Origin of the sequence: Maribacter orientalis (assembly GCF_900109345.1) — a bacterium.
Classification (GTDB): Bacteria; Bacteroidota; Bacteroidia; order Flavobacteriales; family Flavobacteriaceae; genus Maribacter; species Maribacter orientalis.
In genome coordinates this window covers 68,969-89,547 of record NZ_FNZN01000006.1, presented here as the reverse complement: position 1 = coordinate 89,547, position 20,579 = coordinate 68,969, and the positions used below count along the sequence as shown (strand labels likewise).

Sequence of the window (20,579 nt, the reverse complement as noted above, 5' to 3'; positions counted from 1 at the left end):
CCAACCATTTGTGAGTCTAGAAGAACTCATACAAAATTGTAAAAAGGGAGACCGTAAGGCACAGGAGCTTTTGTACAGAGCCTATGCCAAGACTCTATTTGGTATATGTCTAAAATATTCTAATTCTAAATCGAACGCAGAAGATAACCTTCATGATAGTTTTATGACCATTTATCAAAAAATTGGTCAATACCAAGGCAAAGGGTCTTTTGAAGGTTGGATGAAAAGAATAACCGTTAACACGGTATTACAGAAATATAGAAAGGAAGAGTTTTTAAACGTAGTTTCTGATAATACTGAAGAAGAAATTACCATAGATAATGCCTATAGTGATATTAGCCTGCAATCACTGCTAGGCTATATACAAGAATTACCGAACAAATATCGTGCGACGTTCAATTTATATGTTTTGGATGGTTTCAGCCACAAAGAAATTAGCGAATTGTTGGGCACATCCATTGGCACTTCGAAATCTAATCTTGCCCGGGCTCGTACATTATTAAAAGAAAAAATAGAAACTAAAGTAACCCAGTCAATCATTGGAATACTTGTAATAATAACAACACATTTTTTATAATCAAATTGATTATAAACTGAAATCTTAAAAGATGCAGAAAAAGAAATTAGACGAACTTTTCCAAGATAAGCTCTCGGACTTCAAACCCACCCCAGACAATAAAGTTTGGAGGGCTATTGATGCGTCATTGGAAAAAAAGAGAAAAAAGAGAATTATTCCTATTTGGTGGAAACTGGGAAGCATTGCTGCTACACTAGTTATTGGCCTTCTATTGTTCAATCCGTTTACAGAGAACGAACCATCAAACGAGACCTTGGTAGACACCCTAAAACAATCTAAAACGAATAATGAGGCTAAGCCTACTTCTAGAAAAGAAACCTTCATCGACAGCCTTAATAAGGATAATACTCAAATAGTGGAACAAGCTACTGAAGAGGCTAACCATGACATTAATGTAGTTTCTGCAAAAACTAAAAATTCTAATAAGGTCATTCAATTTGCAAACAAAAAAATTAATACCAATCGGTCTAAAAACAATAATGTTTTAACAACAAACGAGACCAATACCCAAAAATCGAACACCAATTCCAATAACTTGATTGCAGAAAATAATGCAGCAAAAAAATTAGACAATGACATTCAAAACAAAGCAGCACTGGCGAAAGATGGTTTAGATAATTCAAAGCTTGAAACTTCAAAAATTACTTTAGAAAATAATATTGCCAATAAAAATTCAGGCATAAGTTCCCAAGTTGCAATCAATGAACTTAACGATGAAAACATAGAAATAGTTGAAGTAGGTAAAAAATCCATTTTTGAAGAAATCCCTGATAAAGAAGAGAAAAAACAAGATGTGGCAAGTAAAAGATGGTCAGCAGGGCCAAATGTTGCTCCTGTATATTTTAATGGCCATGGAAAAGGATCTCCTGTAAACTCAATTTTCACTCCTAACTCCAAGTCAGGAAATATCAATTTTAGCTATGGAGTATCGGTAGCATATGCTGTATCTAAAAAGCTGACCATTCGTTCGGGAATTAATAAAGTTGACTATGGTTATGATACTGAAGATGTTGCCTTTTCCTCATCTATTAATGCATTATCTTCTAATGGTCAATTAAAATCAATAGATTACGCACCTACGTCAGAAACACTTACGGTTTCAAGTAAAAAGGTAGCTTCAGAAAATTTTAGCACTACAAACTCCGCATTAGATGTCACTGCTAAAAGCGCCACTAGAGATGGCTACATGTCTCAACAATTTGGGTATCTTGAATTACCTATTGAAGTGAACTATGCTTTAATAGATAAAAAATTTGGGGTTAATATTATTGGCGGAGTAAGTTCATTATTTTTAATAGATAATGCAGTTTCTTTAACAGCTGGGGAGTTAACTACAGAAATTGGTGAAGCCAATAATATTAACGACCTAAATTTTAGTGCAAATATGGGTCTTGGATTTAATTATAAATTTTCACCGAAAATTAGTTTTAACTTAGAACCTATTTTCAAATATCAATTAAATACATTTTCAGAGGTTGACGGTACTTTTTTACCGTATTCTATTGGAGTTTACAGTGGACTTAGCTTTAAGTTTTAAAAATTATGATGAAAAAAATTCTTTTAATTTATTTTTGCATATTTAGTATTTCCATTTTTTCTCAAGACAATGAGACCTCTATTAGCCCTAAAGAAGATAGGAATGAATTGAAAATAAATGGATTCTTCTTAATTCTAGGTGCTGTTGAATTAGATTATCAATATTTAATTAATGATGAGTCTGGTATTGGTGTAGACCTTTTACTGGCTTTTGATGATGAAAATTTAGATATAAACTATTACGTTTCTCCCTACTATAGACAGTATTTTGGAAAAAAATATGCCTCAGGATTTTTTGTTGAGGCTTTTGGCATGCTAAACTCCGTCTATGATTATACTTACGACAATACATATGATCCTGCGACAGATATCTATTATTTCGGCGGTGGTTACGAGGAAGATATAATAGATTTTGCCCTTGGTATTGGCACCGGCGTAAAGCTTCTTACTAGAAGAGGGTTTGTGGTAGAAATTGATTTGGGAATTGGTCGTAACCTTTTTAAGAATGATAGAGATTTCACCATTATCGGTAAAGGTGGAATCAACTTAGGGTATAGATTCTAATTCTTATTAATTAAATCATTCAAGATAGTTTCCCTAACACTTTTACGCAGGCTCATTGTATTGTCGGATTTTAATGATTTTGTTTCAACAAACCGATGTACTTTTGCCCTACACTTTCCTGGACCACCACTGAAGAAAGTAAACGAGAACCTTTTTTTGTTGTCATAAAAAGTCATGGGCACTACTGGTATTTCATGTGCAATAGCCATCTTAAAAGCTCCATCTTTAAAATTATCGAGCAAAATATGCTCTTCCGGCACGCCTCCTTCTGGGAAAATACAAATACTCGACCCTTGTTGCAAACGTTTTTGAGCCCTTCTATACACACCGGTTCTACTCTGTGCATCATCTCGATCTACCATTATACATACGCGTTTATAAAAGAACCCGAATAAAGGTATATTCACCAATTCTTTCTTACCCACAAATACAAACGGATTTCTACTAACCACCAGCATTAGCATAATGTCTAACATACTAGTATGGTTTGCTACAAGCATATAACTGCTACCTTTAACTAATCGCTGTTCGTACGTAACACTTGGCCAACAGAACATACCATATAGAATGGGTTTAGCCCATAGGTTTCGCGCCATCCAAAAAAATTGAGAATACCACTTTTCCCTTGACGCAAATAGGACTAGAAATGGAAAAAATAGTAGAATAGGTACGGCCACTAAAATATGAAACCAAATACGGTATAGTGTTTGACCGGTTTGTCTAACGACTTTAAGCATAAATCAAAAGTAGTTATTTAGGTTAGTTTTTTTGTATTTGTTTTACCTTTGCTTTCTTAGAAATAAAGCAAATGGCAAGAATTTTAACTGGCATACAAAGCACTGGAACCCCTCATTTAGGAAATATTCTAGGAGCGATTATGCCTGCGATAGAAATGGCGCAAAATCCGAAAAATGAATCTTTTTTATTCATTGCGGATATGCACTCCCTTACTCAAATAAAAAACGGGGCTGAACTGAGACAAAACACTTATGCTACAGCAGCAACTTGGCTGGCATTTGGTCTTGACATTGAAAAAACTGTTTTTTATAGACAAAGTGATGTTCCACAAGTGACTGAACTTTCTTGGTATTTGAGCTGTTTTTTTCCATATCAAAGGTTAACACTTGCCCACTCGTTTAAGGATAAATCTGATAGATTAGAAGATGTAAACGCAGGCTTATTTACGTACCCTATGTTAATGGCTGCAGATATACTGTTATATGACGCAAATATTGTCCCTGTTGGTAAAGACCAAATGCAACATATCGAAATGACCCGTGATGTAGCATCACGTTTTCATGCACAATTAGGCGAAACATTTATATTGCCTGATGGTAAGGTTCAAGAAGATACGATGTACATACCGGGCACCGATGGTGCAAAAATGAGTAAAAGCAAAGGGAATCTAATCAATCTTTTTCAAACGGATAAGCAATTACGTAAGCAGATTATGGGTATACAAACCGATAGTACGCCTATGGAAGACCCAAAAGATCCTTCTACCGATAATGTATTTGCGCTTTATAAAATATTAGCATCGCAACCACAAATAGAGGAAATGAGCGCAAATTACTTGGCTGGTAATTATGGGTACGGTCATGCCAAACAAGCACTTTATGAAGTCATTGCAAATAAATTTGAAGAGCCACGTGAAAAGTTCAATTACTATATGAACAACTTAAACGAAATTGATGATGCTTTGGCTTTAGGGGCTGAAAAGGCAAAAAAAGTGGCCGATGGTGTATTAGAACGTGTTCGTGAAAAGTTGGGATACTAACGAAAATAAGTTTCCTTTTTCAAATAATCTTAAAACACAAAACCGACCTAGTGGTCGGTTTTGTGTTTTTAAACCCTAGTCTTTTCTCTATTTCCTCCGATTTAGTGTACAAATAAATAGCTGTTTAACCAATATGATTGTAGTTGTTATAGCAACTCGTTAAAAACAAACTGAATAGTTTGTAAAAATTTAAATCGCTTCGAACAATTTTCCAGGCAATGGTCGAATTACTCCTTTCATTTCCATATTTAGCAAGGTAGAAGATGTTCTAAATATGGGTAATTTACAATCTAATGCGATGCTATCTAATAATTGTTTTCCGTTGTTCTGTAAATAGGTATAAATGCCTTGTTCAACATCATTTAATTCAATGAACAATTGCTTTTGAATGATTTTGTTCGGCTTTTGCTCTACTTCCCAATCTAACAAATAAATTAAATCGGCAGCAGAAGTCATCACATGCGCCTTTTGTTGTTTAATTAAATTGTTACAGCCCAAACTATACTTATCTGTTGTTCTACCTGGTACTGCAAAAACATCTCGATTATAGCTATTGGCAATATCGGCTGTTACCAAGCTTCCACCTTTTTCTGCAGATTCAACCACCACAGTAGCTTCACTAACTCCTGCTATAATTCGATTTCGCTTCAAAAAATTCTCACGCTCTGGGTTACTTGTACTCCAGAACTCGGTGTAAAATCCGCCATTCTTCAAAACCTCGGCCTGATATTTAGCATGCACTTTTGGGTACATTTGATTTAGCCCATGCGCCAAACATCCTATGGTTTGAAGTCCGTTTTTGACTGCTTCCCTCTGAATACAAATATCAACCCCGTAGGCAAAACCACTAACAATAATAGGATTCAACGGAGCAACATCTGAAATAAATTTTTCGCAAAAAGCTGTGCCATAACTGGTAATATTACGAGTACCAACCACGCTAATAATCTTTCGATTACTTAAATCAATATTCCCCTTTTGAAAAATAAGAATAGGCCCATCAATACAATGCTTTAAATAATTAGGATAAGAAGCATCTTGAAAATAAACACAGCTAATGTCATTTTTTAAACTATACTCATATTCCTTTTCAGCTGCCTCTAAATGTTCTTTATCAAATAAGTGCTTTATGGTATGGACGCCAATACCATCAATTTTTAGAAGATTTCGTTTGTTATCCTCAAAAATTTCAGACGCACTCCCGCAATGAGAAATTAATTTCTTCGCGAGTATATCTCCGATATTTGGAACATGTTGCAACCGAAGTATTGCAATGAGTTCATCAGCAGTGTGTTGTGTAGTTTTCATTAATTGTTCACAAATTAGGTGAAAAAATATGTTAATAAAAAGTTACCGAAGAGGTTTTTATGCCCCCATATTTTTTTCATATTTGCGCAACAATGGTTTTAGAACACTATATAAGCGATTTATTATACAGGTACAACTGTGTTGTTGTTCCCGGTTTTGGAGCATTCCTTACTCAAAAAAATTCGGCTAGAATTAATCAAGTTACGAATACGTTCAGTGCACCCAATAAATCTATCGCGTTTAACAAACAGCTCATCTCAAATGATGGTTTGCTAGTATCTTATGTGTCAGAATCAGAGAAAATCCCTTTTGAATCTGCCTTGTCCTCAATAGAGGAGCAAGTTAAGGTTTGGAAAAATATCTTAGTTCAAGAAACGTCTTTAAACCTAAAGAATATTGGGTCCTTATCCAGAAATAATGAGGATAAAATACTATTTCAACCAGTTTCTGAACCAAACTACTTGACATCATCTTTCGGTCTTTCTAACTTTAATTCCATTCCTATTACTAGAGAGGTTTTAAAAAGGGAAATAGTTGAAATCGAAGAAAATATACCATTCGTTATTAGCCCGGAACGTAGAGAAAATAAAGGTTTTAGACCTTATTTAAAATACGCTGCTATTTTATTATTAGCATTTTCAACGGGAGTAACAGGTTATCGTGTTTTTCAACAACAACGTACCAATGAGCAGGTTGCTAGGCAAGATGCTCAAGAATATGTAACCAAACAAATTCAAGAAGCCACCTTTTTCGACCTTTCTCCTTTAGAGCTACCAACGGTAACTGTTGAAGCATCTACCACAACATCACCAACTATTGAAGAAGGTGAAATGCATTACATCGTTGCTGGTGCGTTTAGAGTAAAAGCCAATGCCGATAGAAAGATAGAGCAGCTAAAAGCAAGTGGTTTTAATGCGGATTATTACGGCACCAATGACTACGGACTTCATATGGTAACCTACGAAAGCTATACCAATTCATCAGATGCATTAAAAGCGTTAAGGGAAATTAAACGTACCCAGTCTAAAGACGCTTGGTTATTATCTAAAAAATAAACCTTTACACATTTTATAACTACCATTGATGCCCGTATCTTTGCGGAAAATTTCAATTAATGGAAGCAAAAACACCTGCAGCATCTCGTACCACAATGACCGATATGGTTCTTCCTAGTGAGACCAACGCACTTCAAAACTTATTTGGGGGCGAATTATTGGCGCGAATGGATCGTGCTGCTAGTATTGCTGCCGGTAGACACAGCCGTAGAATTACAGTTACGGCGTCTGTTAATCACGTAGCCTTTAACCTTGCTATACCCTTAGGCAGTGTTGTAACTGTCGAAGCAGCAGTTTCTAGAGCTTATAACACCTCTATGGAGGTGTATATCGATGTCTGGATAGAAGATCGTTATAACGGTAAGCGTACTAAGGCTAATGAAGCCATTTATACCTTTGTTGCTGTAGACGAAACTGGAAAGCCAACTGAAGTTCCAGAATTGGTACCTGAAACAGAATTAGAAATAACACGTTTTGATGGTGCACTTAGAAGAAAGCAATTGAGTCTAGTTTTGGCTGGTAAAATGAAGCCTGATAATGCGACTGAATTGAAAGCCTTATTTACTAAAAATTAAAATTATCTGGATCAGGACCACTTCGTTGTCCCGTTTCTAAACTATCTAAGAAGTTTATATCTTCTTCAGATAATTCAAAATCGAAAATATCCACGTTGGATGTAATTCGATTGATATGGACTGACTTAGGAATGGCAACCACGCCTTTCTGTAAATTCCAACGCAAAATAATCTGCGCTACTGATTTCCCATATTTTTTTGCCAAGTCATTGCAAATATCTTGTTCAAAGATCTTACCCTGCATAAATGGTGACCAAGATTCATATTGAATAGAATTTTTATTACAAAAATCTATCAAATTTTGCTGCACCAAAAGGGGATGAAATTCCATTTGATTTACCATAGGTACTATTTTACAATCCTTCATTAAATCTTCTAAATGGTGCTTTAAAAAATTACTGACTCCTATTGCCCTAATCTTCTTTTGTTCATATAAATACTCAAGGGCCTTCCAAGTTTCTTTGTATTTACCTTTAACTGGCCAGTGGATTAAATATAAATCCAAATACTCTAATCCTAAACGATTTAAGCTCTCATCAAATGCTTTTAACGTTGTTTCATATCCTTGATCAGCGTTCCAAACCTTCGTAACTACAAATATCTCTTCTCTATTAACACCACTTTCTTTTATGCCTTTCCCTACACCTTCTTCATTTTTATAAGCCGAAGCAGTGTCTATATGTCTGTACCCCAATTTCAATGCTCCTTTTACAGCATCTACAACTTCTTGTTCATTATCGGCTTTGTACGTACCTAAGCCCAAATATGGCATTTGTACCCCATTACGTAATGTAAAACATCCTTGAATATCTGTAATAATTGCTTTATTCTTCATACTCATCATGATTATAGCCTATATACCCATTCTTCTGGGTTTAAACGAGACGTATCTTGGTATAGGTAAAATTTTAGGCGAGTTTGACCATTATTTCGATTGGTATAAACAGTGCCGAGCTCCTCTTTACTAATAACTTTATCACCTTTTTTAACATACAAATCAGATAAGTTATAGTAGGTACTTATAAAATTACCATGTTTAATTTGAACCCCTTTATTTCCTCCTGGAACAGCCAAAATAGCTATGACCTCGCCTTCAAAAATAGCACGTGCTTTTGAGCCTTCGTCTGTTGCTATTATTACGCCGTTACTTTGGTGTTTTATACCTGGGTAAACCGGATCACTATACACGCCAAACCCTTGACTCTTTATACCCTTTTCAACAGGCCAAATTAATTTGCCTTTGTTTGCAGAAAAATTATTTGCAATAATAGTCGCCTCTGGCGTTAGAACAAACTTGCTAGAATTTTTGGTAGTACTACCTGATTTTTTATTAGACGCTGCGATGGCACTTCTAATTAATCGTTCAATTTGCTGATCTATCTTTCGAGCCTCTTTTCTTTTGGCATCAATTGCACTGGTATATTTAGTTTCATTTTTACGAATAGTCCCTAACAATGCTTTTTGAGTTTGAATTTCGCTGAACAATTGGTCCTTTGCCTTTTTGTTTTGGGCAAGTAACACTTCCTTTACTTTTCTCTCTTCGTTAAGATCTGCGTTTAAACGAGATAACTCATCTGTTTTAGCCAATATCTGTGCACCCTGCTCTTTTCTATAATCTGTATATTGCTTCATATACTGAAGCCTTTTAAATGCCTGAAAGAAGCTCTCAGACGACAACAAAAACATTAATCTATTCTGCTTAGATTTATTTTGATAGGATTTCTGAATCATCTTGGCATATTCATCCTTTATCTCCTGCAATTCTTGTTTTAGCTTCCCAATATTTCTAATATTTGTGTTGATTTGTCTATTCAACAAATTAGATTGTTGGTTAGTAACCCTTATCAATTGTTGACGCACCGTAATTTTCTTGTCTAGTGCTTCCATTTGATCTAAAACATTTCCTTTTTCCTTTTTTTCAGCAAAAAGTAACCGGTTTATATTTCTAATCTCAGTTTGCAGTTGTTCACGCTTTTCTTCCAAAGCTTTTTGCTCGCTAGTTTGGCCAAAACATGCCATAGTAGTAACCAACAACAAAAATAAAAGGCCATTTTGTAGTTTGAATTGCATGTGTTTATAGCTCTATTTCTTTAAATCCTTTTGGTATGGAATACGGGAAATTAACTGCGCCATTTAATTCAATATTCCTAAATTCTAGGGCTATATTATTCTCGTTGTCTTTCGTAATCGCCCTAATTTTTATTTCATTTGGAAGTATCTCTTTATTCAAGATTTGATAATTCTCATACGATATCTCTAATAACCTGTTTTTTAGAGGTTGAGAAAGTTGCTGAAGAGCCATTTTATAATTTTTTGGCTCAATCCTAAATAAAGTTTTATATAACGTTCCTGGCAACTTAGGAGTTAGTCTGTATGATTCTTCAAATAGATCAATACCATATTTTTCTTGTCTCAAATCAACTATAGCCTGACCGGTTAGCAGGTTCTGCAAAATTGAGAAATCAACCTCGGTACCCAATAATTCACTTAAATAGGAGAAATCTCCATCAAAATATTCATTTTGTAGTTTGTTGTAAAACGAAACACGGTCGGGTGTAATATACGCTTTAACGATACCCAAAGGGGCGCTCATCCAAATGGCCTTGTCTTTTTCCATTCGTATACTAACCGAAACATTTTGAGAAGATTCTCCGTCAGAATAACTGATTCTCACCTTACCATTCAAGGTTTTAAAGTTAGCCTGATTTTGATAATGCGCTTTTATCACAGATTTTGCCGATAATTTCTCATCTACAGTTCCACCAGTAACGACCTTTGTACTTTTACAAGAAGCCATTAGCACTATTGACAACATCAATAATGCCTGTTTCATAGTAATCCCTCTCAAAAACTTCATCATCTAAAAACCAGGTTTTATTCTACTAAGGTACATATTTGCCTTTATCGTATTGTTGATTGCGGTATACGCATTGGCTAATTCCTTATAAATTTTATTTTCTAAAACAATATCATCAATCAAGTAATCTAAAGAGGTTTCCAAAATCTCTATAGCATCGTTGTATTTTTGTAAACGGTTTAAGGCAGTGCCGTTCGCATAATAAAAAAATGGCTGTGAAGGAAAATTTTCCATAGCCTCTTCTGAGGTAGATAATAATTTAACCGTATCAAGATTAGCTATAAGCAACTCATTTATTTTCGACTTGTATTCTTCTACTCCATTCAAATCTTCATTAGAAACTTTCTTGCTGAGTACAGCTTTTGATGAAATCTTTTCCTTTTGTAATTCGAGCGAATCTTTTATTCGTTGCTCTAGTCGTTCGGTAGATTTAGTTGACTTTAATTCCTTTAAAATAGATTTGGCGGTTACATAATCCCCCTTCAAAAAATAAATCTCTGCTATATTACTTTTCAACTCAGAATTATTAAAGGGTAATTCATCTTTGATATCTTCTAAGACAGATTTTCTAGCTTCAACTATATTTATTAATATTTCCGCGTACCAGTAATTTTCTGGTTCACCTTGCAAAGCCTCTATTGCATATTCTTGAGCTACTTCAAATTGTTTGTTATAAAGGTGAAATTTTGCCAACTCAAAAGAGACCACCGTATTTTCTGGCTGAAGACGTTTACATTCTAAAAAGTAAGTTATCGCACGGTCATAATTCCGAATTCCCATTTGCTTCAATCCCTCGAAAAAATTCTCTTGAAAAGCATCGGAATACTCTTCTAAAAAGACTTCAGCACTTTGTTCGACTTCTATCTCTCGTTCTTCTTGAGCATAGATTGTCGTCAGTGAAAAAAATCCACTAATTCCAATCACCAAAAAGAACAACTTCTTCATATAACCCTTAAACGTATAATTATGTGTTAAACAACCTATTTGACACCAGTGCTTCCAAAACCACCTTCTCCTCTTGCAGTTTCAGATAACGAATCTACTAGGCTCCATTCTGCCCTTTCATGTTTAGCAATCACCATTTGGGCAATGCGTTCACCATTTTCAATAGTAAAAGGTTCGTTGGATAAGTTAACCAAAATGACACCTACCTCTCCCCTATAATCTGCATCAATCGTGCCAGGTGCATTTAGTACAGTAATTCCTTTTTTAGCTGCAAGACCACTTCTTGGACGCACCTGAGCTTCTATGCCTAACGGAAGCTCTATAAAAAGACCTGTCGGTATAATTGCTCTTCCCAAAGGCTGCAAAATAATAGATTCTGTAAGATTTGCTCTTAAGTCCATACCGGCAGATGCACCAGTTTCATAGTTCGGCAAATCATGATTAGACTTATTAATAATTTTTATGTTCATCTGTTTAAATATAATTTTTTTAAGTTGTCAAATTCCAGTTTGTAAACCAAACCTAAGAACAATAATAACAATGGTATGCCTACGAAAAGATTTCTATCAAAAATGTAAAATGAAAGGATGGAAAACAAGATAGACACTACTAAATAAAAGCTAATTTTTCTGAAGTTATACGGAATAGGATAATACATGCGTCCGAAATAAAATGACAATAACATCATGGTACCATATGCAGAAACGGTAGCTACAGCTGATGCCATATACCCAAAGTACGGTATAAAAACAAAATTGATGATTATTGTAATAACGGCTCCGATCATTGATATATAAGCACCATAAATCGTTTTATCAGTTACTTTGTACCAAACTGATAGATTGTGGTATATTCCTAAGAAAAAACTTGCCAATACTATCAAAGGTACAATTGGCATCGCCTCCCAATACGCCTCGTTTAATACTAAAAGTTGTTTAAGCACGTCGGAGAAAACAACTACGGCAACCAAAATAATACTACCCAAAACCACAAAATAATTGGTAATTTGAGCATACGCCTTTTGCGGATTTTTAGTGTCAGAGTGACTGAAGAAAAATGGCTCAATTCCCATTCGGAAAGCCGTAGCAAATAAGGTCATGAACAGCGCTAGCTTATAACAGGCGGAATACTTACCCATTTCGCTTTTTGCAATATCTACAGGTAATAATTCTGAAAGTAAATAACGGTCAAATACCTCATTAATCGTAAAGGCAACACCAGCAACCATAACAGGCATTGCGTATCTTACCATTCTTTTCCATAAAATGGCATCAAAGACATATGGTCGACGTATATAAACCCTAATCATAAGAAGTAACGTAATGCCACTAGCTATTAGGTTGGCTATTAAAATATAAGGTATTTCATAGTCAGGTTTGTAAATCGAATTCAGAAATCCAGAAGCAGTTCCATCGGCTATTTTAGGTAGTAGAATTAAGAAAAAGAGGGTAAGCCCTAGATTAAGTGAAACATTAAGTATTTTAACAATAGCATATCGCATTGGTTTCTCGTTAGCCCTCAACCATGCAAACGGGATAATTGCTAGTGCATCTAATGCTAAAATACCCAACACATAATTCATGAAAGGCAAATCTATATTCAATGCGTTTGATAGTTTTTCTTTAAAAAGAATTCCTATCAACATCAATAGAAATGTTGAGCCCATTATAGAAAGTAATGAGGTGCTCACTACTTTTTTACGGTTATCTGCTTCTTTATAAAATCGGAAAAATGCAGTTTCCATGCCATAGGCAAGAAACACATTGAAAATGGCGAACCATGAAAAAATAAGGGTTACTTCACCGTATTTTCCTGGTGCCATTACTTCTGTGTAAATAGGTACCAACAAAAACGAAATCATCCTTGGCAAGACAGTTGCCAAGCCATAAATAGCAGTTTGTTTAAAAAGTTTTTTGAGTGGATTCAAGCACCTTAAATTGAAGCAATAAATGTACCTATTAAAACCCTGTTTACAAAGTTAGTTTTTAGTAACACACTTATAAATTAGTGGTTGTATCTATTTTATATCCATAATCATTATATATTTTATTTAATTATTTTCTAAATACATCAAAACCGCAAAGCCCAGCTCTAGCTATATATAAGCGTTTGTGAAGATACAGATGGTAATTTATTGTGCTAGCAAGACTAGTCGGTTGTCAATAAATGATTTAATTTAAAGAGCTCGTTTTTAATCTGTTTATAAATAAATACTGAGAATATTAGGAGTAGCACTATTGATGAAACCAAAATATAAATATAAAAGCCATGAGATAGTGTAGCTTTAAATAATGGCAACAGCACAATAAACCCAACAGCATAAACTACTATTGATAAAGGTGTAATTATAAAATGAACAATCTTTCTGAAACTAAAATAATTGGTTAAATCTTCTTTAAATGTCTTATAGTCGTTTATAAAATTTAATTTCTTCGACTTCTGCAAGCTATATAATTCAAAAGCAATTCTAAATAGTAAACTTCCTACCATTAAACTTATTCCTAGTAAAAAGATAGTATTCTTATACCCTGAAACATATATAGCAAAAAATACGAGTACAATGATAGTACTTGACAACACCACGTTGCCAATTTTTTGTTTTTTCTCTATTGATTTTACACTTTTTAAAAGTGATTCAAATCCATTTTCTGTGGCTGATACACCAGACTGGCTCTTCCACTTATTTTGTAAATCTTCAAAATTATTCATTGTTTGCACATTTGGTAAGTTGAGTTTTTATTCTATGTATACGAGTACGAATCGCTTCATGCTTAATTCCTATAATCTCAGAAATCTCTATTTGTGGTAATCCTTCTAGTTCAAGTAGGATGATTGCCTTATTGGTACTCGTTAATTTATTAATGCATTGATATAGTTGAAGTAACACATCTTCTCTATCAGTACTATTGGAAGTGGAATCGGCTAGTTGAACATTTTCAATTTGTATGCTTTTCGGGCTTTTTCGTTCCTTTCGAATTTCCGCCAAACAAGTATTCACACATATTCTAAAAATCCATGTACCAATACCGCTTTCATTTCTAAAACTATCTAGATGCTGCCATACCTTAATAAAGGTGTCTTGAGTTAAGTCTTTGGCAAGTGTTTCGTTACCTCCAGTGTAACCCATGCAAAGACGAGCAACTTTACTATAATTGTCTTGATATATTTTCTTGTATTTTTCTTCTTTCGATATCATTATTTAGGTAATGAATTTAAAAGGTTGTCCATAAACCATAATGGTTGATCGTACATGATAAAGTGGGCCGAGCCTTCAGCGAATTTGATGTCATATTCATCGAGTTCTTTATATTGTGTTTCATAAGTGGCTTTTACCGTATCATAACCGTAAGGTTCAGTTGCGGCCAATATGGTAACAGGTACTTTTATTTTAGACAAATCTTCACGTAAATCAAGCTTCAATAAATCGGTATACCCATAAACGTACGTTTCTCTATCTGCTTGAAGCATCCAATCTTTTATTATTTCTTGTTTTGATGTATCCTTGGTCATCCCTGTTACCATTTGTAGTGCCATTGCTTCAAAATCTGTAGTATTCATTTCCAACAATTGCTTGTTATATGGAGAATCATAAACCATATATTCGCTATTAAAATTTGGCATCATTAAAGCACCTGTTGATGACAATGCATCTACGATAATCAGTTTTTTATAAGAATTGCTTTCAGTGGCCATCCATAGTGCCAAAGCCCCACCTAAACTATGACCAATTACTATCGGATTCTTTAATTGCTTTTCAGCAATATAGGAGAGAATTCCTTCTTTAATTTTTGGGAGCCAAGGTTTTTGAATTGAAGGAACATCTCCAAAGCCAGCAAAAGTAAAAACGTGACATTGATAGTCTTGTGATAATTCAGTAACAGTATCATTCCAAACATCACCCGTACATGTGAAGCCAGGAAATAACAAAATTGGTTCACCTTTTCCAATAACTTCTACCTTAAAAGGTTGGTCTTGAGCATTGACAGAAAAAGAAGTTATAATCAGTAAAATGGCCATTAGTTTTTTAATTGTTTTCATCGTAAGAGTTTTATGTTATTTACCCTTTAGATTCAAGAATCAAAAAATGTTACATTTTAAATAAAAAAATTATTCTGGCTCAACAGCCATCCGTTTTATAGCTGTGAATGCCAATATAAAAGCCGCTAACAAGAATAAAGAGGCTAATGCATACGGAGCGCCTGGAAAATAAATAGAAGTCTCTGGACGTATAAAATAATAAAATACAGGTGCAAAAATGAATTGCCCTAAAATGGCAGTAATACTTACCAACCCTGTAATAGAGCCTTGCAAAATTCCCTGTTCTTTTTCAGATACCTGATTAGAGATTACCCCTTGTACAGTTGGGCCAGCTATACCGCCTAATGCATATGGAATTAAGAAGGCATACAGCATCCAAGGTTCAGAAGCTAGGGAAAAAAGGAACATTCCTACCGTCCACAGCATAAACCCATAAATAATGATTTTTCGTTTACCAAATTTCCTTACCAAAACACCCACTAAAAACCCTTGTACAATAGCCACAAGAAGACCAACGACCATAAGTGATACGCCAATTTGACTCGGATTCCATTTATATCGCTCTATACCATAATATGACCAAGTGGAAGGCAATGCTTGACCTGCAAGATTCGCCAAAAAGAAAGCAGAAATCAATAATAATAAACCTTTATAATTACGTAACGCCACTAAAGAAACACCAGGAATCATTTTCGTGAAATTAATTTCTCTTCTATTTTCTGGAGCCAAAGATTCTGGAACAAAGAAATAACCGAATAAAAAGTTCGCAAATGTTAGTCCTGCTGCTATATAAAAAGGTAATCTAATATCAATTTCTCCAAAAAAGCCACCAATACCAGGTCCGATAATAAATCCTACTCCAAAAGCAGCTCCTATTAATCCGAAGTTCTTAGCTTTATTTTCCTTAGTACTGACATCTGCTATATAAGCTGATGCAACTGTAAAACTTGCTCCTGTGATACCTGCCAAAAATCTTCCTAAAAACAACCAAGCTATGGTTGGGGCCCATGCATGTATCATATAGTCAACACTCAAGCCTAAAAGCGCAAGAAGTAATATAGGACGTCTACCAAATTTATCTGAAATCTCACCTAAAACTGGTGAAAACAAAAATTGCATGCCAGCAAACGCCGTTGTTAACCACATTCCGTAGATAATTGCCATGTGATTACCTTCACCTGTCAATTCCATAATCAAATCAGGAATAATAGGAAGTATTATACCGATGCCGATTACATCAACTAGAATGGTAATGAAAATGAAAAGTAAGGCTGTTTTATTGGATTTCATGGTCAAGGTAAAAGTCGGATAAAAAAAGGAATCTAAAACCCATAAAAAATAAAACCCCACATGAATGTGGGGTTTTACATATTAGAATACTTTATAATTAAAAATTTAATTTCTAAACACGAAATAACTCTTAATTATTCAATGCTTCTGCACCGCCTACAATTTCTAAGATTTCATTAGTAATAGAAGCTTGTCTTGCTTTGTTATATTTTAATTTCAATTGATCACGCATTTCAGTAGCGTTATCAGTTGCCTTATGCATAGCTGTCATACGTGCACCGTGTTCACTAGCAAACGAATCTCTAATGCCTTTATATAATTGTGTCTTTAAAGATTTTGGAATCAATTGTTCTATGATTTCAACTTTTGAAGGCTCAAACGTATAATCTGCGCTCACATTACCTTCGACTTCTAACGGAACAATCGGTAAAAACTGCTCTGTCATTACAATTTGGGTAGCTGCATTTTTGAATTTGTTATATACAATTTCAATACGGTCATAGGCTCCGTTTGTAAAAAGTAGCATTAAACTTTCTGCAATATCAGCAACATTATCAAACGTTAAGTCATCATACACACCACTGTGATTAGCAATAACTTTAAAACGTTTTCCTAAAAAGTCATTTGCTTTTTTACCAACAGCAATAAAATCTACTTCCTTACCGGCATGTACATTTTCGGCAAGATTAACCGATTGCTTTAAAATATTGGTATTAAAAGCACCACAAAGACCTCTATTTGAAGTTATGGAAACAATTAAAACCTTTTTTATCATACGATTATCGGCATATACACTACCTGAATCTCCCTCTAAACTGGCACTTAAATTTTGAAGTAATTCGGTTAGTTTATCGGCATAAGGTCTCATAGCCGTAATGGCATCTTGTGCCTTCTTCAATTTTGCAGCAGAAACCATTTTCATGGCGCTGGTAATCTGCATCGTTGATGAAACCGATGAAATCCTATTCCGTATTTCCTTTAAGTTAGCCATACTTTAGAGTATTTAGTAATAAGTACAAAGCATATTGTTCAACATTGTTAAGCAAAACACTTTGTACTTTTTACTCAGTACAATGTACTAGGTTTATTTTTTATATTTAGCAGAAAGATCTTTACATACCGCAGTTAACGTATCTGTAACCTCATCAGTAAGTTTACCAGCCTTCAACGTATCTAAAACATCTCTATGCTTTGCATTAAGAAATTCTAAGTAATCACGTTCGAATTCTTTTACTTTCTCTACTGGCACATCTCTTAATAAGTTTTTAGAACCTGCATAGATAATTGCAACTTGATCTTCAACAGTAAAAGGATCGTTTTGAGCTTGCTTTAATATTTCAACGTTTCTACGTCCTTTTTCAATTACATTCAAAGTAGCAGCATCTAAATCAGAACCAAATTTTGCGAACGCTTCTAGCTCACGGAACTGTGCTTGATCTAATTTCAACGTACCTGCAACTTTCTTCATTGATTTAATCTGTGCGTTACCACCAACACGAGATACAGAAATACCTACGTTAATTGCTGGTCTAACACCTTGGTTGAATAAATCTTGCTCTAAGAATATTTGACCATCAGTAATAGAAATTACGTTGGTTGGGATATAAGCGGAAACGTCACCTGCTTGCGTTTCAATAATAGGCAATGCAGTTAAAGAACCACCACCTTTTACCATTGGCTTTAACACTTCTGGCAAATCGTTCATTTCTCTTGCAATGGCATCATTATTAATGACTTTTGCCGCACGCTCCAATAATCTAGAGTGTAGGTAGAAAACGTCACCTGGGTAAGCCTCACGTCCTGGTGGTCTTCTTAACAAAAGAGACACCTCACGGTATGCTACCGCTTGTTTTGATAAATCATCATATATAATTAATGCTGGACGACCCGTATCACGGAAATATTCCCCGATAGAAGCACCTGCAAAAGGAGCATATACCTGCATTGGAGCAGGGTCAGACGCATTAGCCGCTACGATAGTCGTATAGGCCATAGCTCCTTTATCTTCCAATACTTGTGCAATACCGGCAACAGTTGAAGCTTTCTGACCAATGGCAACATAGATACAAAAAACAGGCTCACCTGCATCGTAAAATTCTTTTTGATTTAAAATGGTATCGATACAAACTGTAGTCTTTCCAGTTTGGCGGTCACCAATTACAAGTTCACGTTGTCCTCTACCCACCGGAATCATAGCATCGATAGCTTTAATACCAGATTGCATTGGCTCAGTAACAGGTTCTCTAAAAATAACTCCTGGTGCTTTACGCTCCAATGGCATTTCGTAGGTCTTGCCGGCAATAGGTCCTTTACCATCGATTGGGTTACCTAAGGTATCAACCACACGACCAACAATTCCTTCACCAACTTTAATAGATGCAATTCGTTGCGTACGTTTAACAGTATCGCCTTCGCCAACTGATTTAGAAGGTCCTAAAAGAACGACACCAACGTTATCTTCTTCAAGGTTCAATACAATACCTTCAAGTCCACCTTCGAACTCGACTAATTCCCCATATTGGGCATTGGCCAGTCCGTAGATTCTTGCGATACCATCACCTACCTGTAAAACAGTACCTACTTCGTCTAAAGTAGCGGTAGCATCAAATCCTGATAATTGTTTCTTTAAAATTGCTGATACTTCAGCGGCTTTTACTCCTGCCATTTTTAATTAGATATAAGATATTAGGCGGTGGATGAAAACATCCTTAGCCTTATATAGTTATTATAGACTATTCGAAAATTCTCTTTTAATATTATTTAGCTTATTGGCGATACTCGCATCATATTGTAAATCACCTATTCTTAAAATGAATCCACCTATGATGCTTTCATCAATTTTATTCTCAATGGTTACTTCGTCACCAGTAATAGTAGCAACTTGCTTTAATACCTTTTTCTCCATTTCAGCATTTAAAGGTACTGCAGTAGTTACGTAAGCTACGCCTTTTCCTTTCAATTGCTCATTAAGAATAATATATTTTAATGCTACCTCGTTCAGCATTCCAATACGCTTGTTATCAACTAACATACTAATTGAACCCTCTGTTATAGCATCGCTACCCATAAAGATTTCTGCTAGTGCATTCCTTTTAGAAACACCAGATACTACGGGACTAGCAAGAACATCTCTCAACTCTTTACTATCGGAAATAGTAGCTGTGATTGAACGCATGTCTTTTTCAACAGCAGTCAAGGCTTTCTTTTCCTTGGCCATATCCAATATTGCCTTTGCATAACGTAATGCTGCTCTTGATTCGCTCATTATATACCTTAGTTAAGTTTTAAATCGCTCAACAATGAATCTACTAACTTCAATTGCTTTTCGCTACTAGACAACTCTTCTTTTATGACCTTCTCAGCAATAGCAACAGATAATTCTGCCACTTGATTTTTAATGTCTGCCACAGCTGCTTTCTTTTCACTTTCTATTGCCACTTGTGCCTGTTTTAACATTTTATCACCTTCTACTTTAGCTAGTTCTTTAGAATCAGAAATCATTTTTTCTTTGATTTCACGCGCTTCTTTTAACATAGACTCACGCTCAGCACGTGCCTCTTGAAGCATTTTTTCATTGTCTGCCTGCAAATTTTGCATATCAGTACGAGCTTTATCAGCAGCGGCCAAAGCATCTTTAATTCCAGACTCTCTTTCATTCAAAGAAGTTAATATTGGCTTCCATGCAAATTTTACCAATAAGAAAATCAAACCTAGTAATAGTATGGTCTGTACAACGAACAAACCTGGTGAAAAATCGTTAATTAAAACTTCCATATCCTAATTTTTTAAATACTAAATCAATAATTAAAAACATTTCCTGCAACCAACCGTTACAGGAAAATGTTTTTTGGTTTTTGTGTTCTTATTTTCCTAAGAACAATGCACCGAATGCCAAACCTTCCAAAAGTGCAGCGATAATAATCATCGCAGTTTGAATTTTACCTGTCGCTTCTGGCTGACGAGCAATACCTTCCATTGCTTTACCACCGATTTGACCAAGTCCAATACCTGCTCCGATTACGATTAAACCTGCTCCGATTAAATTGTAAGTTACCAT

Annotated in this window: 23 protein-coding genes; 6 read left to right on the top strand and 17 right to left on the bottom strand. The window is 35.0% G+C overall.

Annotated features, from left to right (window positions below):
- Positions 1-10 precede the first annotated feature (10 nt).
- From BMY56_RS13565 to BMY56_RS13555, 3 genes are read left to right on the top strand one after another with little or no spacing between them, the layout of a single operon-like run.
- On the top strand, positions 11-577 hold the full coding sequence (locus BMY56_RS13565) for an RNA polymerase sigma factor (RefSeq protein ID WP_091625269.1): 567 nt from the start codon (positions 11-13) through the stop codon (positions 575-577).
- A gap of 31 nt (positions 578-608) precedes the next feature.
- The gene (locus BMY56_RS13560) at positions 609-2,114 is read left to right on the top strand and encodes an outer membrane beta-barrel protein (protein WP_091625267.1); all 1,506 of its coding nucleotides are present in this window, start codon (positions 609-611) and stop codon (positions 2,112-2,114) included.
- Between the two features lie 5 nt (positions 2,115-2,119).
- A complete protein-coding gene (locus BMY56_RS13555; RefSeq protein WP_091625264.1) occupies positions 2,120-2,677 on the top strand; it encodes a hypothetical protein in 558 nt (185 codons plus the stop codon).
- Here BMY56_RS13555 and BMY56_RS13550 read toward each other — a convergent pair.
- Positions 2,674-3,414, bottom strand: a complete 741-nt coding sequence (locus BMY56_RS13550) for a lysophospholipid acyltransferase family protein (protein WP_091625262.1) — start codon at positions 3,412-3,414, stop codon at positions 2,674-2,676. The two genes, BMY56_RS13555 and BMY56_RS13550, sit on opposite strands and share 4 nt — an antisense overlap.
- A gap of 71 nt (positions 3,415-3,485) precedes the next feature.
- Between BMY56_RS13550 and trpS the strand changes: the two genes are divergently transcribed.
- Positions 3,486-4,454, top strand: a complete 969-nt coding sequence (gene trpS, locus BMY56_RS13545) for a tryptophan--tRNA ligase (RefSeq protein WP_091625259.1) — start codon at positions 3,486-3,488, stop codon at positions 4,452-4,454.
- 189 nt (positions 4,455-4,643) lie between these two features.
- On the opposite strand, the gene dprA is transcribed toward trpS, so the two are convergent.
- Positions 4,644-5,762 (bottom strand): DNA-processing protein DprA, encoded by a 1,119-nt coding sequence (gene dprA, locus BMY56_RS13540; protein ID WP_091625256.1) that lies wholly within the window; start codon positions 5,760-5,762, stop codon positions 4,644-4,646.
- 92 nt (positions 5,763-5,854) lie between these two features.
- Between dprA and BMY56_RS13535 the strand changes: the two genes are divergently transcribed.
- Together BMY56_RS13535 and BMY56_RS13530 are read left to right on the top strand one after the other, a co-directional pair.
- On the top strand, positions 5,855-6,817 hold the full coding sequence (locus BMY56_RS13535; RefSeq protein WP_091625253.1) for an HU domain-containing protein: 963 nt from the start codon (positions 5,855-5,857) through the stop codon (positions 6,815-6,817).
- 59 nt (positions 6,818-6,876) lie between these two features.
- Entirely contained in the window at positions 6,877-7,392 is a 516-nt protein-coding gene (locus tag BMY56_RS13530) for an acyl-CoA thioesterase (protein WP_091625251.1), read from the top strand.
- Here BMY56_RS13530 and BMY56_RS13525 read toward each other — a convergent pair.
- The 15 genes from BMY56_RS13525 to atpE form a co-directional block, all read right to left on the bottom strand.
- Positions 7,382-8,227 (bottom strand): aldo/keto reductase, encoded by an 846-nt coding sequence (locus BMY56_RS13525; protein WP_091625521.1) that lies wholly within the window; start codon positions 8,225-8,227, stop codon positions 7,382-7,384. The genes BMY56_RS13530 and BMY56_RS13525 overlap by 11 nt on opposite strands.
- Positions 8,228-8,238: 11 nt before the next feature.
- On the bottom strand, positions 8,239-9,462 hold the full coding sequence (locus BMY56_RS13520) for a murein hydrolase activator EnvC family protein (RefSeq protein WP_091625248.1): 1,224 nt from the start codon (positions 9,460-9,462) through the stop codon (positions 8,239-8,241).
- Between the two features lie 4 nt (positions 9,463-9,466).
- A complete protein-coding gene (locus BMY56_RS13515; protein ID WP_091625246.1) occupies positions 9,467-10,252 on the bottom strand; it encodes a lipoprotein insertase outer membrane protein LolB1 in 786 nt (261 codons plus the stop codon).
- Complete coding sequence (locus BMY56_RS13510; protein ID WP_091625242.1) at positions 10,253-11,194, bottom strand: tetratricopeptide repeat protein; 942 nt, start codon at positions 11,192-11,194, stop codon at positions 10,253-10,255.
- Between the two features lie 35 nt (positions 11,195-11,229).
- Positions 11,230-11,664 carry a dUTP diphosphatase gene (gene dut / locus BMY56_RS13505; protein WP_091625239.1) on the bottom strand — a complete coding sequence of 145 codons (435 nt, stop codon included), beginning with the start codon at positions 11,662-11,664 and terminating at the stop codon, positions 11,230-11,232.
- Positions 11,661-13,121: a lipopolysaccharide biosynthesis protein gene (locus BMY56_RS13500; protein WP_091625237.1), complete on the bottom strand. Its 1,461-nt coding sequence runs from the start codon at positions 13,119-13,121 to the stop codon at positions 11,661-11,663. The genes dut and BMY56_RS13500 overlap by 4 nt, the downstream gene beginning before the upstream one ends.
- Before the next feature lie 221 nt (positions 13,122-13,342).
- Entirely contained in the window at positions 13,343-13,903 is a 561-nt protein-coding gene (locus BMY56_RS13495) for a hypothetical protein (protein WP_091625234.1), read from the bottom strand.
- Positions 13,896-14,390, bottom strand: coding sequence for an RNA polymerase sigma factor (locus BMY56_RS13490; protein ID WP_091625232.1), 495 nt, complete (start codon positions 14,388-14,390; stop codon positions 13,896-13,898). Before BMY56_RS13490 ends, BMY56_RS13495 begins: the two co-directional genes overlap by 8 nt.
- Positions 14,390-15,232, bottom strand: a complete 843-nt coding sequence (locus BMY56_RS13485) for an alpha/beta fold hydrolase (protein WP_091625229.1) — start codon at positions 15,230-15,232, stop codon at positions 14,390-14,392. The genes BMY56_RS13490 and BMY56_RS13485 overlap by 1 nt, the downstream gene beginning before the upstream one ends.
- Positions 15,233-15,301: 69 nt before the next feature.
- Positions 15,302-16,522 carry a TCR/Tet family MFS transporter gene (locus tag BMY56_RS13480; RefSeq protein ID WP_091625226.1) on the bottom strand — a complete coding sequence of 407 codons (1,221 nt, stop codon included), beginning with the start codon at positions 16,520-16,522 and terminating at the stop codon, positions 15,302-15,304.
- Between the two features lie 130 nt (positions 16,523-16,652).
- Positions 16,653-17,513 (bottom strand): ATP synthase F1 subunit gamma, encoded by an 861-nt coding sequence (atpG, locus tag BMY56_RS13475; RefSeq protein WP_091625224.1) that lies wholly within the window; start codon positions 17,511-17,513, stop codon positions 16,653-16,655.
- A 93-nt stretch (positions 17,514-17,606) separates the two neighbouring features.
- Entirely contained in the window at positions 17,607-19,187 is a 1,581-nt protein-coding gene (gene atpA / locus BMY56_RS13470) for a F0F1 ATP synthase subunit alpha (protein WP_091625221.1), read from the bottom strand.
- 60 nt (positions 19,188-19,247) lie between these two features.
- On the bottom strand, positions 19,248-19,787 hold the full coding sequence (gene atpH, locus BMY56_RS13465; protein ID WP_091625219.1) for an ATP synthase F1 subunit delta: 540 nt from the start codon (positions 19,785-19,787) through the stop codon (positions 19,248-19,250).
- 8 nt (positions 19,788-19,795) lie between these two features.
- Positions 19,796-20,296 (bottom strand): F0F1 ATP synthase subunit B, encoded by a 501-nt coding sequence (locus BMY56_RS13460; RefSeq protein WP_091625216.1) that lies wholly within the window; start codon positions 20,294-20,296, stop codon positions 19,796-19,798.
- Between the two features lie 88 nt (positions 20,297-20,384).
- A complete protein-coding gene (gene atpE / locus BMY56_RS13455) occupies positions 20,385-20,579 on the bottom strand; it encodes an ATP synthase F0 subunit C (protein WP_036825176.1) in 195 nt (64 codons plus the stop codon).